Consider the following 14241-nt stretch of genomic DNA (forward strand, 5'->3'; position numbering starts at 1 on the left):
CATGACCGCGCACGGAGTCGGCCTGGTGGCACGGCAGGAGATCAGGACGCGGCTGCGGACCGGCCGCTGGAAGATCCTTCTCGCGGCCTGGTTCCTGGCCGTCAACGGACTCGGGCTGCTGTTCCGGGTGGCGCTGGAGTACGGCGACACCTCGTCCTACGGCGAGCCCGGCGTCCCCATGTTCGGCGGGGTCCTGCTCGGGGTGCTGGTGCTGACGCTGCTCGTCACCCCGGCGCTCGGCGGACAGTCGGTCAACGGAGACCGGGAGCGCGGGACGCTCGCGACGCTCCAGGTCACCCGGCTCACCCCGGTCGAGATCGCGCTCGGCAAGCTCGCCGCCGCCTGGGGGACCGGCCTGGTCGCCCTGCTCCTGACGCTGCCGAGCCTGCTGCTGCCGGTCGCCGAGGGCGCCATCGGCGCGGGACGGGCCTTCGTCGTCCTGCTCGTGACGGCGCTGATGATCGGCGTGGTCTGCGCGGTCTCGCAGGCCTGGTCGGCGGTACTGGCTCGCAGCGTCACCTCGATCCTGCTGTCGTATCTGACGGTGTTCGGCCTGCTCGTCGGGACGCCGCTGCTGTTCACGCTGGCGGTCCCGCTCACGTCCGAGCATGTCGACGGCTCGTACGGCGGGTACAACCGGGAGCACACCGAGCGGATCTGGTGGCTGCTGGCCCCGAACCCGGTCGTCGCGCTCGCCGACGCCGCGCCGCGCCTGCCCGAGCGCCGCATCGTCGTGGGCGACCAGGTGATCACCCGCTCGGCGTCGTCCGACCCGCTCGGGCAGATCAGCCGCGGCGTGCGCGAGATCCGCGCGGGTGACGACGACCGGTACGGGTCGTCGCGCTCGGACGGGGCCGCGGTGTGGCCGTGGGGGCTGGCGTTCGACCTGGCCCTCGCGGGAGGCGCGGTGGCCGTGACGGCCTCCCGGCTGCGAACGCCGCTTCACCGGGTCCCCCGGGGCGTTCGGGTGGCGTGAGCGGGCTCACAATGCGATCGACTTCAGGAAAATGCGATCAGCGGGAGCGGGGTGCCGCGGAAAAACACGTGGCATATCCTGCGGCGGCGCGTATCCGCTCCCGTTGATCGCAATTCTCCGGCCGGACTGGAAATCTCTCCGGCGATGCAAGTTGCAGTGACTATTTCAGTGGCTGGTCGAAACGGCCGTCTTTGGCCTCCTCCGTGAACCGGAGCCATTCGTCGGGCCGGAACGACAGGATCGTCGCGGTGTCCTCGGTGTCGCGCACGGATATGGCGCCCTCCGTGCGCCGTGCGACCTCGACGCAGCCGTTGCTGGCGCCGCATCGAGCGCTCTTTCTCCATCGGGCGGGCGGTGTCCCCTGGAAACTCATTCCGGCTCCCTGCATTGAAAGTTGCATTGCCCGCGGCCGCGCTGCCGTTGCTCAAGCACACGGTAACAAGATCGCAAAAAACGCCTGATCACGTCCGGGTGGCGCGGTACCCGTGTGACAGGCGTGCCGAGGTAGTTGCCGAGTTGCGGGTGAGGGGGCGACGAGCCGGGTCAGCGGTGGACCCGGCCCGTGCGGCGTGGCCCCGCGCCGCACTGGGCGGACGGGGCCGGACGGCGCGTCGGCGCCGGGTCAGCAACCCAGGTCGAAATCACCCTTCTTTGCTCGTTTGAGAAATTCCCGCCATTCTCCCTGGGAGAATGACAGAACCGGACTCTGCGTGCCGTGCTTGGCGTCCCGCGCCCCGATGATACGGGATGAATCGGACAGTGTGGCGATCTCGACGCAGGTATTGCTCGCCCCGCAGTAGGCGCTTTTCCTCCATTGTGGAACAGGAGTGGCGAAAGGGGACACTCGGTGCCTTTCACAAGAATTGAGCCCCTTGGGGGACCGTCACCACGCCTCTTTGACCTCGGCTATGCGCCGCCGCGACTCCGCGGCGTCCAGCGCCTGCCGGGACAGGCTCGAATAGGCGAGCCGGTACATATAGGTGACGGCTTCATCCCCGAAGTGGCTGATCGTCAGTGATTCCGTGTGCACGATATCAGGAAAGGTGATGTCGTGCACCGAAGAGAATTCTAGAAGGATAAACGATTCAGCCAACACCGAGTGTGCTATGTCCAAGGGCAAGATCTGTACGTTCACGTTCGGCCGCTCGGTCATCTGGTACAGATGTTCGAGCTGCTCGCGCATGACCTTGTGATCGCCGATGCGGCGCCGCAGAACCGCCTCGTCGATAATCGCCGACAGTTCCAGCGGGGTGGGCTCGTCCAGCAGTTCGCGCCGCCGCATTCGCACGTCGAGCCGGCGTTCGAGTTCCTGCGGGGGCAGGGTGGCCAGGTCGCTCCAGCCGCCGATCACATTTCGGGCGTAGCTCTCCGACTGCAGCAGCCCGGGAATGACCGTGCTGCCCCATTCCCTGGCCGCCGTGGCCTCGGACTCCAGTGCGATGAAGTCCGCGAGCTGGCTCGGCAGGTCGCGGTAGTCCTCCCACCAGCCCCGCTGGGCGGCGTCGTGCGCCAGCGCGATCAGGTCGTCGTGCCGCGCGCCGTCGATCTCGTACAGATCGAGCAGCCGCCGCACATCGCCGATCTTCGCGCCGGTCCGCGCGTTCTCGATCCGGCTGACCTTGGCTGTGGACCAGGTGAGCCGCTCGGCGACCTCGTCTCCGGTCAGACCCTTGCTCTCGCGCAGTCTCCGGAGCTCGGCGGCCAGCCGCCGCTGCCGGACGGAGGGACCTCGGGAAGTGCTCATTGCTCGGGCCTCTCCAGTCCCGGCGGACTGATCTGGGCGCATTCTGCCGCACCGGGGGGTGGCGGCGCGAATACATCGGACCGGTGGACCAAGATTCTACGGCTGAAGATTCTTTTACGCACATGACACCGAAACTTGCGCTGCAAGTTGTGATCACCTCCGCCGGAGGTTGCGGACGGTCCCCACGTGGCACTCTAAGTGTGTGATCGACTTGGGGAGCCGCGGATGAGGTACGCGCACGAGGTCGGCAAGGTCCGGGCGGCCGAGCGGGCCCTCATGGCCCGCCTCCCGGACGGCGCCCTGATGCAGCGGGCCGCCGCCGGGCTGGCCTCGGTCTGCACGCGCGTCCTGCCCGCCGTGTACGGGGCCCGCGTCGTCCTGCTGATCGGCGGCGGCGACAACGGCGGCGACGCCCTGTACGCCGGGGCCCGCCTCGCCCGCCGCGGCGCCCGCGTCCGGGCCGTCCAGGCCGGGTCCGCAATCCACCCGGCCGGGCTGGCGGACCTGCGCGCCGCCGGCGGCCGCCTGCTGGACTCCGGCGCCGAGGCCGCGATCGCCGGCGCGGACCTGATCATCGACGGCCTGACCGGCATCGGCGGCACCGGCGCGCTCCGCGAGCCCCACGCCCGGTACGCCGCCCTCGCCTCCGAGTCCGCCGGGCTCGTGATCGCCTGCGACGTCCCGAGCGGCGTGGACGCGAGCACCGGGCGCGTCGAGGGCGCGGCGGTCCACGCCGACATCACCGTCACCTTCGGCACGCACAAGCCGGGCCTGCTCATCGACCCGGGCGCGGCCCACTGCGGCGTGGTCGAGCTGGTCGACATCGGGCTCGGCCCCGACCTGCCCGACCCCGACGTCGTCGCCGCCCGGCCCGCCGACATCGCCCCGCCCGAGCCCGGCCCCGAGTCCGACAAGTACCGCCGCGGCGTCGTCGGCATCCTGGCCGGAGGCGACCGGTTCACCGGCGCGGCCGTCCTCAGCACCGGCGGCGCCCTCCGCGGCGGCGCCGGAATGGTCCGCTTCGCCTCGGTGGCCCGCCCGGTCGAGCTCGTCCGGCAGCGCTGGCCCGAAGTGGTCACCACGGTCGTCGAGCCCGGCCGCCACGACGCGGGGATCCTGGAGCGCATCGGGCGCGTCCAGGCCTGGGTCGCCGGCCCCGGCCTCGGCACCGGCGACGCCGCCGAGTCGCTGCTGGAGGCCGTCCTCACCACCGACCTGCCCGTGCTGGTGGACGCCGACGGCCTCACCGTCCTCGCCCGCCGCCGCGACCTGCTCCGCCGCGCCGCCCCGACCGTCCTCACCCCGCACGCGGGCGAGCTGTCCCGCCTCGTCGCCGCCGACCGCGAGGACATCGAGGCCGCCCGCCTCGACCACGTCCGCCGCGCCGCCGCCGAACTCTCCGCGACCGTCCTGCTCAAGGGCTCCACGACCCTGGTGGCCGAGCAGGACCGCCCCGTCCGCGTGAACCCGACCGGCACCCCCCGCCTCGCCGCCGCCGGCACGGGCGACGTCCTGTCCGGCCTGATCGGAGCCCTCCTCGCCGGCGGGATGCCCGCCCTGGACGCGGCCGCCGCCGGCGCCTACCTGCACGGCCTGGCCGCCCGCCTGGCCTCGGCCCCGACCCCCGGCCCCGAAGCCCCCATCAGCGCCCAAGACGTAGTCGAAGCCCTCCCCGCCGCCTTCAGGACTGTGTCGGCCCAGGGGTGACGACCCCCTGGCCCCGTCACGCAGGCGATCTTCACGCCGCCCTTGCGGTTCGCGGTGCCCGTGACGGCCGGTGTGGCTGCCGTCGCCTGCGTCGGCCCCAGGCTGAGGTTCGGACCGTTCGCCGGGGGTGAACTCGGAGTCGGGCATTTACGTCATATAGGGGTAAGGGGCGCCGGGGGAGCGCTCGTGAGGGGCCGTTCCGGCCGTGACCTGGGGGATGAGGCGCGGGCATGGGGGTGGGGGCGGCAGACTGGGTGACCATGAGGGTTCCTGCGGAGGCACGGGTCGATCTCGGCGCCATCGGCCACAACATCGGGGTGCTGTGCGAGTACGCGGGGGGCGCCGAGGTGATGGCCATGGTGAAGGCCGAGGCGTACGGGCACGGGCTGGTGGAGGCCGCCCGCGCCGCGCTCGCCGGCGGGGCGTCCTGGCTGGGCGTCGCGAAGCTGGCCGAGGCGCTGCGGCTGCGGGACGCGGGGCTCACCGTCCGGACGCTGGTCTGCCTGGGCGTTCCCGGCGAGCCTTACGAGGAGGCCGTCGCGCGGCGGGTGGACCTGACCGTGGGGGCGGTCTGGCTGCTGGACGAGATCGTCCGGGCGGCGGAGCGGGCCGGACGCGAGGCCCGGATCCACCTCAAGGCCGACACGGGCATGTCGCGCGGGGGCGCGCGGGGCGACGGCTGGGAGGCGCTGGTCGACGCGGCGCTGAAGGCGGAGGCCACCGGGCACGTGCGGGTGGCCGGGGTCATGTCGCACTTCGCCTGCGCGGACGAGCCGGGCCATCCCTCGATCGCGGCGCAGCTCGGCGCGTTCACCGAGATGGTGGCGCACGCGGAGAGGGCGGGGGCGCGGTTCGAGGTGCGGCACATCGCGAACTCGGCGGCGGCGCTGACGCTGCCGGAGGCGCGGTTCGACCTCGTCCGGCCCGGCATCGCGACGTACGGGCTGACCCCGGTGCCGGAGCTCGGCGGGTTCGGGCTGCGGCCCGCGATGACGCTCGTGGCGGACGCGGCGCTGGTCAAGCGGGTCCCGGCGGGCAGCGGAGTGTCGTACGGTCACACGTACCACACCGAGCGGGAGACCACGCTGGCCGTGGTGCCCGTGGGGTACGGGGACGGGATCCCCCGAAACGGGTCCAACGTGCTGGAGGTCCTCGCGGGCGGGCGCCGCAGGACGATCGCCGGGCGGGTCTGCATGGACCAGTTCGTCGTCGACCTCGGCGACGACCCGCTCGCGGCGGGAGACGAGATCGTCCTGTTCGGCCCGGGGGACCGGGGCGAGCCGACCGCGCAGGAGTGGGCGGAGGCGCTGGGGACGATCTCGTATGAGATCGTCACCCGCATCGGAGCCCGGGTACCGAGGGCGTACCCGGGAGGGGGGCTGTAGGGGGCACGGGCATGGACAGCAGGAACAGGCGCAGGATCGGCGTCGCCGGGGTCATCGCGGGCGTGGGCGCCGCGGGGTTGGGTGCGGCGGTCGGGCTGCGGCGCCTCGCCGTCGGACGGGTGCGGCTGCGCCCGGACCCCGACGCGGACGAGCCCTTCGGCGAGTTGCGCGGGCAGGAGTTGTCCGTCCGGACCGACGACGGCGTTCCGCTGCACGTGGAGGTGGACGGCCCCGACGACGCCGACCTCACCGTCGTGTTCTGCCACGGCTACACCCTCAACCAGGACGCGTGGCACTACCAGCGCCGCGACCTGCGGGGTTCGCTGAGGTTGGTGTTCTGGGACCAGCGCAGCCACGGCCGGTCGGGACGCGGCAGGCCCGGGGACGCGACGATCGAGCAGACCGGCGACGACCTGCGCGCGGTGCTGGACGCGGCCGTCCCGCCGGACCGTCCCGTCGTCCTCGTGGGGCACTCCATGGGCGGCATGTCGATCATGGCGCTGGCGGACCGGCACCCCGAGCTGTTCGGGTCGCGGGTCGTGGGCGTGGCGCTGGTGAACACCTCCTGCGGCGACATGGGGGAGATGACGCTGGGGCTGCCGCTGGTGCTGGCCAAGGCCGTCCGGCCGCTCGCCCCGGGGACGCTGCGCGGCCTCGGCCGCCGCGCCGAGCTGGTCGACAAGGCCCGCGGGCTGGGCGCCGACCTGGCGTTCGTCGTCACGCGGAAGATGGCGTTCGCCGACAAGCACGTCAGCCCGTCCGTGGTGGGCTTCCTGGAGCAGATGATCAGAGAGACGCCGATCGACGTGATCGCGGAGTACTACCCGGCGCTGATGGCGCACGACAAGATCGGCTGCCTGGACGTGCTCGGCGGGGTGCCGATGCTGGTGCTGGCGGGCGGCCGGGACCGGCTGACCCCCGCGGAGCACGCCCGCCGGATCGCCGCGGCGCTGCCGGACGCGGAACTGGTAGAGGTGGAGGAGGCCGGGCACGTGCTGCCGCTGGAGTACCCGGGCGTGGTGACCGGGGGGCTGCGCCGGCTGGTCGAACGGGTCCGCCCCGCGTACGAGGAAGAGGAGCGCACCGCGTGAAAGCCGTCACCGTCGCCGTCCCGACCGCCGAGGACATGCGCGAGCTCGGGCTGCGCCTGGCCGGGCTGCTGCGGGCGGGCGACCTGCTCGTGATGACGGGCCACCTCGGCGCGGGCAAGACGACCCTCACGCAGGGCATCGGCGAGGGGCTGAAGGTGCGCGGCCCGATCACCTCGCCCACGTTCGTCATCGCGCGGGTGCATCCGTCGCTCGCGGGCGGGCCGTCGCTGGTGCATGTGGACGCCTACCGGCTGGGCGGTTTCGCGGAGCTGGACGATCTCGATCTCGACGCGTCGATCGCGGAATCGGTGACGATCGTGGAATGGGGAGAAGGGCTCGCCGAAGGCCTCGCCGAGGACCGGCTGGAAATGATCATTTCTCGCGGTGACGGACCCGGCGAGGGGCGCGAGGTAAGGATCGTCGGGGTCGGTGATCGCTGGTCCGACCTGGAACTCGGCCCCGGATGACGCGGGTCTGGCAACTTCTACGGTTTTTGCCTGGCGGGTTGGTCCATTTTACGGCTTGATGTCGTACTCTTTGCCGGAACGAACCTCACCTTCGCGACATATCGATTCCGAACGGGAGTGGGGCCGGTGAGTGGTAACCATCGCAGCGGGAATTACCGCGACGGCCACCGGGCTTCGGACGGTGGCCAGGGATCAGGCGGCGGTTACCGGCCGGACGGCGGTGGATACGGCGCGGGCGGAGAAGAGTACGGGCGGTACTCCTCCGGACGGCCGGGCAGCGGTCCGTACCAGCGGGAGACCGGCCCGTACGAGACCGGGGGCGGATACCGTGCCGAAAGCGGCGGATACCGCACCGAGAGCGGTGGATACCGGGCGGGCAGCGGACCCCATCGTGGCGGGAGCGGCGGATACCGCACCGGCAGCCACCGGGCGCGCGAGCGCCGCACCGGGCGGCGCTGGGCCGTCGTCCTCGGCGGCGCCGTCGCCGGTGTCGCCGTCTGCGGGGTCGCGGCGTTCGCCGTCCTGACGGGCGTCGGCGCGAGCGGCGACAAGAGCACCGGCCAGATCGTCGGCAGCGGCGCCACGGACGACTCCCCGGCGTCCAAGGGGGAGCGCACCACCGTCCCCGACTCGTGCACGATCGTCGGCGACGGTCTGATCGGCCGCCTGGCGCCCCAGTCCGAGCGCACCGACGCCGACAACTACCAGGGCGACGACCAGCAGAACCAGTGCGTGTGGGGCGCCTACGCGGGAGAGAAGAGGCGGCAGCTCACCATCGAACTGCGCGCGATCACGGCCGGGGCGGCGGCGTCGCCCACGGACGCCGCCCGCAAGACGTTCGCGACCGAGCGGACCGCCGACGAGTCCGGCAAGGCGCTGCTGGCGGGGCAGAAGCTCACCGACAAGATCCGGCTCACCGGCGTCGGAGACGAGGGCTACATCGTCTACAGCGTGGACGACAACCAGGGCTCCGGCGAGGCCATCGGCAACGTGCGCGTCGCCAACGTCCTGGTCACCGTCCACTACTCGGGTTCGGACAAGGGCGATCCGCTCTCGTCGGACACCGCCACCGGCGGCGCCACCGAGGTCACCAAGGCCGTGGTCACCGCGCTGAGCCGGGGCTGAGCCCGCCTGAGCCCGCCTGAGCCCGCCTGACCCCGGCTGGGCGAGAGCCGGACCACCCCGTGCCGGCGGCCGGTAGGCTTACAACCCGTGCTGGTCTTGGCTTTCGATACCGCGACCGCCGCGATCACCGTGGCGCTGTACGAGTGGACCCCCGGCGAGGACGCGGCGCCGCGCGGCCTGGCGGAGGCCGTCGACCGGCGGCGCCACACCGAGCTGCTCACCCCGTCCATCGCGGAGGTGATGGCGGAGGCGGGGGCCGCGCCCGATGATCTCAGCGCGATCGCCGTCGGCGTCGGGCCGGGGCCCTACACGGGCCTGCGGGTCGGGCTGGTCACCGCCCGTGCGATGGGCGAGGCGCTCAGCGTTCCCGTGCACGGTGTCTGCACGCTCGACATCATGGCCTGGGCCACGAAGCGGGACGGGCCGTTCGCCGTCGCCACCGACGCCCGCCGCAAAGAGGTCTACTGGGCTCGGTACGACTCGGCACGGTTCCGCGCCACCGAGCCCGCCGTGGGCCCGGCGGCGGACGTCCTGAAGGGCGCGCCCGAGGGGCTGCCCGTCGTGGGCGAGGGCGCGGCCCTGTACCCGGAGGTCCTCGGAGAGTCCGGGCACGAGCCGCTGCTGCCCACCGCGAGCGCCCTCGCCGAGCTGGCCGTCGCGCGGCTGTCGGGCCTGAAGGGGCCCGAGCTGCTGCCGCCGGAACCCCTCTACCTGCGCCGGCCGGACGCGAAGGAGCCGGGCCCCCGCAAGAAGGTGACGCCGGCGTGAGCGACGTCGTCCTGCGGCCCATGACCGGTGCGGACCTTCCGGTCGTCCACCGTCTGGACCGGGCGCTGTTCCCGGAGGACACCTGGAGCGAGGAGATGCTCGCCGGCGAGCTCGCCGACCAGCCACGCACCCGGTACTACGTCGTCGCGGAGGCGCCCGGCGGCGAGATCGTCGGCTACGCGGGCCTGGCGGCGGCGGGCGGGCAGGCCGACGTGCAGACCATCGGGGTGCGCGCGGACCGCCGCAAGGGCGGCATCGGCGCGGTGCTGCTCACCGCCCTGCTGGAGGAGGCCGTCCGGCGCGGCAGCGAGTCGGTGTTCCTGGAGGTCCGGGCCGACAACGACGCCGCCCACCGCCTCTACGAGCGGTTCGGCTTCGAGCGGGTCGGCATCCGCAAGCGCTACTACCAGCCCTCGGACGTGGACGCGATCGTCATGTGCCGCAAGCTCCGCGACCGTCCGCCGATGGGCTTCACCAGAGCCGAATGAGCCGGAGCGGCAGAAGGCGCCCTGCAAGCGGGCGGGACAGGGCGAACGGGGAGACAGGGAGACTCACGTGATTCGGGACGAGCCACTGGTGCTCGGCATCGAGACGTCCTGCGACGAGACCGGGGTCGGGATCGTGCGCGGGCACACGCTGCTGGCGGACGCGATCGCCTCCAGCGTGGACCAGCACGCCCGGTTCGGCGGCGTCGTGCCGGAGGTCGCGTCGCGGGCGCACCTGGAGGCGATGGGGCCGACCGTCGAGCGCGCGCTCGCGGACGCCGGGGTGGCGTTCACCGACGTGGACGCGCTCGCGGTCACCGCGGGCCCGGGGCTGCCGGGCGCGCTGATGGTCGGCGTCGCGGCCGCCAAGGCGTACGCGCTGTCGCTCGGCAAGCCGCTCTACGGCGTCAACCACCTGGCCGCGCACGTCTGCGTCGACCAGCTCGAACACGGCCCGCTGCCGAAGCCGTGCGTGGCGATGCTGGTCTCGGGCGGCCACTCCTCCCTGCTGCTGGTCCCGGACGTGGCGGGCGACGTCCGGCCCCTCGGCGGCACGGTGGACGACGCGGCGGGCGAGGCGTTCGACAAGGTCGCCCGCGTCCTCGACCTCGGGTTCCCCGGCGGCCCCGTCATCGACCGCATGGCCCGCGAGGGCGACCCGGCCGCGATCGCGTTCCCGCGCGGCAAGTACAACGACGGCACCTACGACTTCTCGTTCTCGGGCCTGAAGACCGCCGTGGCGCGCTGGGTGGAGGCGAAGGAGCGCGCGGGTGAGCCCGTCCCGGTCGCCGACGTCGCGGCCTCCTTCCAGGAGGCCGTCGTGGACGTCCTGACGCGGAAGGCGCTGAAGGTCTGCAAGGACAACGGCGTCGACCACCTGCTGATCGGCGGCGGCGTCGCGGCCAACTCGCGGCTGCGCGCGCTCGCCGCGGAACGCTGCGCGGACGCCGGGGTCCGCCTGCGCGTCCCGCGCCCGAAACTGTGCACCGACAACGGCGCCATGGTCGCCGCCCTGGGCTCGGAGCTGGTCGCCTCCGGCATCGGTCCGTCCGATCTGGAACTGCCCGCCGACTCCAGCCTCCCGATCGAGGCCGTCACCCTGTGAACGCGCGCGCCGTCACGCCCGCCCCGGGCGCCTGACGCGCCGGCGCGCCCGTGAGGCGGCGCCTCAGCACTGGGCGAGGAGCCTGTCGAGGTAGTCCTCGTAGAGGGGGACCTGGGGTTCGTCGAGCGTGCGGGCGCCGTCCTCGGGGAGCAGGTCGAGGAGGCTGCGGACGTCCCAGTACGGGTCGTGCTCGTGGCCGCCGGAGACCTGGTCGAAGGAGCACAGGAAGCGGTCGGCGACGGACGCGCCGTAGCGCAGCGCAAGGCCGCGGCGCATGCAGGCGATGTCGACGGAGATGGGGCCGGACGAGGCGTCCGACCAGTCGACGACACCGGTGAGCCTGCCGAAGGACCACAGCGTGTTGTCGGCGTGGTAGTCGCGGTGGATGAACCGGGCGGGCGCCTCCGGGGCGGGCCGGGCGGCGACCTCGAAGGCGTGTTCCCACAGGTCGGGACGGAGCGCGTGCTTGGGCGCGAGCCGCGCGTCGAGGCGGTTGTGCGGGACGTACGGCGGCATCGTGGACGCGCCGTTCAGCTCGTGCACCGCCAGCAGCGCGGCGGCCAGCTGGATCAGGTACTCGGGCAGGTCGTCGTGGGACGGGCGCGGCGGGTGGCCCGGGAGCCGGGTGATGAGCAGGGCGGGGACGTCGCAGTAGGCGCCCGACGGGTCGGCGGCCACCAGGGACGGTGTGGGGATCTCGCAGCCGGCGAGCAGCGCGAGCGCCGCGATCTCGCGCTCGGGGGAGAACTCGGCGTCGCCGTAGCAGCGGCGGGGGGCGGCCTCGCGGGAGGTCCAGCGGCGCAGGACGAGGTGGTGCGCCTCGCCGGAGCGGCTCTCGACGAGGAGGGCGTGGTTGGCGTGGGCGGAGCCGCCGGCGAGGGGCCGCACCATGCGGACCTCGGCGCCCTTGCCGAGGCACTCCTCCACCCATCGCAGGGTGGTGTGCCCGGGCGGGACGCCGGTCGGCAGGCAGGGAGCCGGTAGGTGGGTCACCTGGTCCATGAAAACGGATTCCGAAGGGTATTGGGAGTGATTTTGTGAAGACGGAAAGTAACAAAGCGCACGTCATCGGGGTGACATGAGGGCAGCATTTTCGGTCGTCCCGGCGGTTCGCGGGACGAATGCCGCGGATACCGGAAGGTATTCGAATGCCGGGTGGGGCCCGCGCCGGCCCCACCCGGACGCTCGTCAGTCCTTGGTCTCGCGGCGGGGACGCAGCAGCGCCTCGGCGAGCGCGAGCATCGTCTCCTCCAGGGTGGACAGCCGCTTCAGCACGTCCTCGTGCACCGCGTTGACCTGCTTGGACACATCGTCGTGGACGCCGTCCATCTTCCGGCCGACCTCGTCCTCGACATGGGAGAAGCGCTTGGCGACATCCGCCTGCGCCGCGTCGGCGCGCCGCGCCGCCTCGTCCTGCATGCTCTCCACCCGCCTCGCGAATTCGGACTGGACGCCGCCGACCTGCCGGGCGACGTCCTCCTGCATGGTCCCGACCTGCTTGGCGACGTCGTCGTGGATGCTGCCGACCTGCCGCGTGACGTCCTCGTGGATGTCGCCGATCCGCTTGCCGAAGTCGTGGTGGACCCCGCTGACCTGCCGCGACATCTCGCTGTGTACGGACTCGACCTGCTTGGCGACGTCGGTGTGCACCGACTCGACGCGGCGGGAGACGATGTCGACCTGCGTGGTGAACTCCTCCAGCGCGCTGTCGACCCGCTTGGTGACCTCCTCGTGGATGTTCTCGATGCGCTTGCGGACGTCGTCGTGCACGTCCTCGAACCTGCGGGAGAACTCGTCCATGCGCTTGGCGACGTCGCTGTAGGCGGTCTCGGCGATCTGCGACATGGTGGCCTTGACCTCGTCGCGGTCCGGCCGGGCGCGCAGCTCCTCGATGAGCGGGTCGACGGCCTCGGCGAGGTGCTTCTCCAGCGCGTCGAACCGGTCGCCGTACTCGGCCGCGGGGCGCTGCGCCAGCTCGGCCAGCAGCCGGTGCACCTCGGCGATCTCCAGCGTGGCGGGCAGCCGTTTGATCCGCTCGCCGAGCCCGTCGAGGCGGCCGTCGACGCTCTCGAACCGGCCGTCCAGCCCGCCCAGCTTGCCCGACACCCCTTCGAGGCGGCCGTCGACGCCGTCCAGGCGCCCGTCGAGCCCGTCGAGGCGGCCGCCGACGCCCTCGACCCGGCCGTTGACCGCCTCAAGACCCTGCTCCATCCGCTCGGCCATCTCGCCGAGCGCCTGGTCGACCCGTGACGTGACCCCGTTGACCGAGTGTTCGAGCCGCTCGGACCGGTGGCCGAGCTCGGCGAGCGACTTGTCGAGCCGGTTGAAGCGGACGGACGCGGCCTCCATGCTGCCCTGGAGCTTGTCCAGCCGCTTGGTCATCTCGTCCATGCGCTGCGACGCCTGCTGCGTGGCGTCGGTGATCTGCTGCGCGGAGTCGAGGACGGCCTGGATGCGGGTCAGGCCCTCGTCGACGTTCTCGGCCACCACGCCGACGTCGGCCCACAGCGCGGGCAGCTCGGCGACGGGCTTGACCCGCTCGCCGAACGCCTCGATGTGCTCGGCCAGGCCCTCGGCCCATTCAGGGGGCTTGCCGGACAGGTCGTCGACCTGCCCGCGAACGCTCTCGATCTGCCCGGTCAGCCCGGTGAGCTCCCGCTCCCGGACCTCGCGGAGAAGCCACTCCATGCCTTCCAGGCGCTGGCGGATCTCGTCCAGGACCTGCCCCTGTGAGCGCTGTTCGTAGACGTGGTCCTGCGCCGCACGGGCGAGCAACTCCCGCATCCGATCCGAGACCGGTTGACCCCCTGTCTGCAGGAAGTTGTGATTCGTTTCCACCCGATGCTCCTTCGTGTGCCGGCGCGACGAAATGACGCACGGCAAATGAATCTCTGGAGTGGCCACTGTAGTGCGTGTAGAGCGCGGCTAAAACGGGTAGCAGAGAAGATTGCGAGTTCTGCGGAATGCGCCTGTTATCCGACTAGGTGGGATAGCGAGATATCGCCGGGTGTATGGCGAATTTCCTGCTTCACGGTTATTGCCCTTCTTGGTGGGAGTTGTGGGGTGGACGGTGGCGGGCGGTGCGGGACGGGTCCGGCGTTCCGGGTGTCGTTCTGTCCGTACATCTCGTCCAACATCGGCAGTTCCCGAACCCGGCGGGCGGCCACGCCGACCTGTTGCGCGTGCGACGGGCGTGACGCGGCGGGGCGGGATCCGGGCCTTTTCGGGAGGGCTTTCGGGGAGCCGGTGACCCGGCGGGTGAACCTGCCTTGGTGTTTTTCGCGCCGGTTGATCTCGGTGCGCCGATTCCCGCGCCGCGCCGTGCCCTTGCCGGGCGGCCGCAATCCCTGGTGCGCGCAATGCCGGAAAGCGTCGATGATTTGCACCG

14 protein-coding genes are annotated in these 14241 nt (G+C 72.2%); 9 read left to right on the top strand and 5 right to left on the bottom strand.

Translation table 11 applies throughout. The features are described from left to right. Position 1: 1 nt before the first annotated feature. Entirely contained in the window at positions 2 to 976 is a 975-nt protein-coding gene (locus AB0H37_RS31150; RefSeq protein WP_329085363.1) for a hypothetical protein, read from the top strand. Positions 977 to 1136: 160 nt separating this feature from the next. Here the strand turns inward: AB0H37_RS31150 and AB0H37_RS31155 are convergent, their stop codons facing one another. The 3 genes from AB0H37_RS31155 to AB0H37_RS31165 all read right to left on the bottom strand — a co-directional run bounded on the left by AB0H37_RS31155 (position 1137) and on the right by AB0H37_RS31165 (position 2720). Further along, complete coding sequence (locus AB0H37_RS31155; RefSeq protein ID WP_329085365.1) at positions 1137 to 1349, bottom strand: DUF397 domain-containing protein; 213 nt, start codon at positions 1347 to 1349, stop codon at positions 1137 to 1139. A 249-nt stretch (positions 1350 to 1598) separates the two neighbouring features. Next, positions 1599 to 1820 carry a DUF397 domain-containing protein gene (locus tag AB0H37_RS31160; RefSeq protein WP_360616581.1) on the bottom strand — a complete coding sequence of 74 codons (222 nt, stop codon included), beginning with the start codon at positions 1818 to 1820 and terminating at the stop codon, positions 1599 to 1601. A gap of 39 nt (positions 1821 to 1859) precedes the next feature. Next, complete coding sequence (locus AB0H37_RS31165; protein ID WP_360616582.1) at positions 1860 to 2720, bottom strand: helix-turn-helix transcriptional regulator; 861 nt, start codon at positions 2718 to 2720, stop codon at positions 1860 to 1862. 225 nt (positions 2721 to 2945) lie between these two features. Between AB0H37_RS31165 and AB0H37_RS31170 the strand changes: the two genes are divergently transcribed. The 8 genes from AB0H37_RS31170 to tsaD all read left to right on the top strand — a co-directional run bounded on the left by AB0H37_RS31170 (position 2946) and on the right by tsaD (position 10853). After that, on the top strand, positions 2946 to 4427 hold the full coding sequence (locus tag AB0H37_RS31170; protein ID WP_179837645.1) for an NAD(P)H-hydrate dehydratase: 1482 nt from the start codon (positions 2946 to 2948) through the stop codon (positions 4425 to 4427). A 260-nt stretch (positions 4428 to 4687) separates the two neighbouring features. Further along, on the top strand, positions 4688 to 5812 hold the full coding sequence (alr, locus tag AB0H37_RS31175) for an alanine racemase (RefSeq protein WP_360616583.1): 1125 nt from the start codon (positions 4688 to 4690) through the stop codon (positions 5810 to 5812). 11 nt (positions 5813 to 5823) lie between these two features. Continuing rightward, a complete protein-coding gene (locus AB0H37_RS31180; protein WP_360616584.1) occupies positions 5824 to 6903 on the top strand; it encodes an alpha/beta hydrolase in 1080 nt (359 codons plus the stop codon). A 35-nt stretch (positions 6904 to 6938) separates the two neighbouring features. Then, the gene (tsaE, locus tag AB0H37_RS31185; protein ID WP_179839088.1) at positions 6939 to 7370 is read left to right on the top strand and encodes a tRNA (adenosine(37)-N6)-threonylcarbamoyltransferase complex ATPase subunit type 1 TsaE; all 432 of its coding nucleotides are present in this window, start codon (positions 6939 to 6941) and stop codon (positions 7368 to 7370) included. A gap of 126 nt (positions 7371 to 7496) precedes the next feature. Beyond that, positions 7497 to 8495, top strand: coding sequence for a hypothetical protein (locus tag AB0H37_RS31190; protein WP_360616585.1), 999 nt, complete (start codon positions 7497 to 7499; stop codon positions 8493 to 8495). A gap of 87 nt (positions 8496 to 8582) precedes the next feature. Then, entirely contained in the window at positions 8583 to 9263 is a 681-nt protein-coding gene (gene tsaB / locus AB0H37_RS31195) for a tRNA (adenosine(37)-N6)-threonylcarbamoyltransferase complex dimerization subunit type 1 TsaB (protein WP_329085380.1), read from the top strand. After that, positions 9260 to 9751 carry a ribosomal protein S18-alanine N-acetyltransferase gene (rimI, locus tag AB0H37_RS31200; RefSeq protein WP_329085382.1) on the top strand — a complete coding sequence of 164 codons (492 nt, stop codon included), beginning with the start codon at positions 9260 to 9262 and terminating at the stop codon, positions 9749 to 9751. The genes tsaB and rimI overlap by 4 nt, the downstream gene beginning before the upstream one ends. A gap of 67 nt (positions 9752 to 9818) precedes the next feature. Next, positions 9819 to 10853, top strand: coding sequence for a tRNA (adenosine(37)-N6)-threonylcarbamoyltransferase complex transferase subunit TsaD (gene tsaD, locus AB0H37_RS31205; protein ID WP_329085384.1), 1035 nt, complete (start codon positions 9819 to 9821; stop codon positions 10851 to 10853). Between the two features lie 63 nt (positions 10854 to 10916). Here tsaD and AB0H37_RS31210 read toward each other — a convergent pair whose 3' ends face one another. Next, entirely contained in the window at positions 10917 to 11855 is a 939-nt protein-coding gene (locus AB0H37_RS31210) for an aminoglycoside phosphotransferase family protein (RefSeq protein ID WP_360616586.1), read from the bottom strand. 186 nt (positions 11856 to 12041) lie between these two features. Next, the gene (locus AB0H37_RS31215; RefSeq protein WP_229810503.1) at positions 12042 to 13691 is read right to left on the bottom strand and encodes a hypothetical protein; all 1650 of its coding nucleotides are present in this window, start codon (positions 13689 to 13691) and stop codon (positions 12042 to 12044) included. Positions 13692 to 14241 lie beyond the last annotated feature (550 nt).

It is taken from the genome of Actinomadura sp. NPDC023710 (assembly GCF_040639875.1).
Lineage (GTDB): Bacteria > Actinomycetota > Actinomycetes > Streptosporangiales > Streptosporangiaceae > Spirillospora > Spirillospora citrea.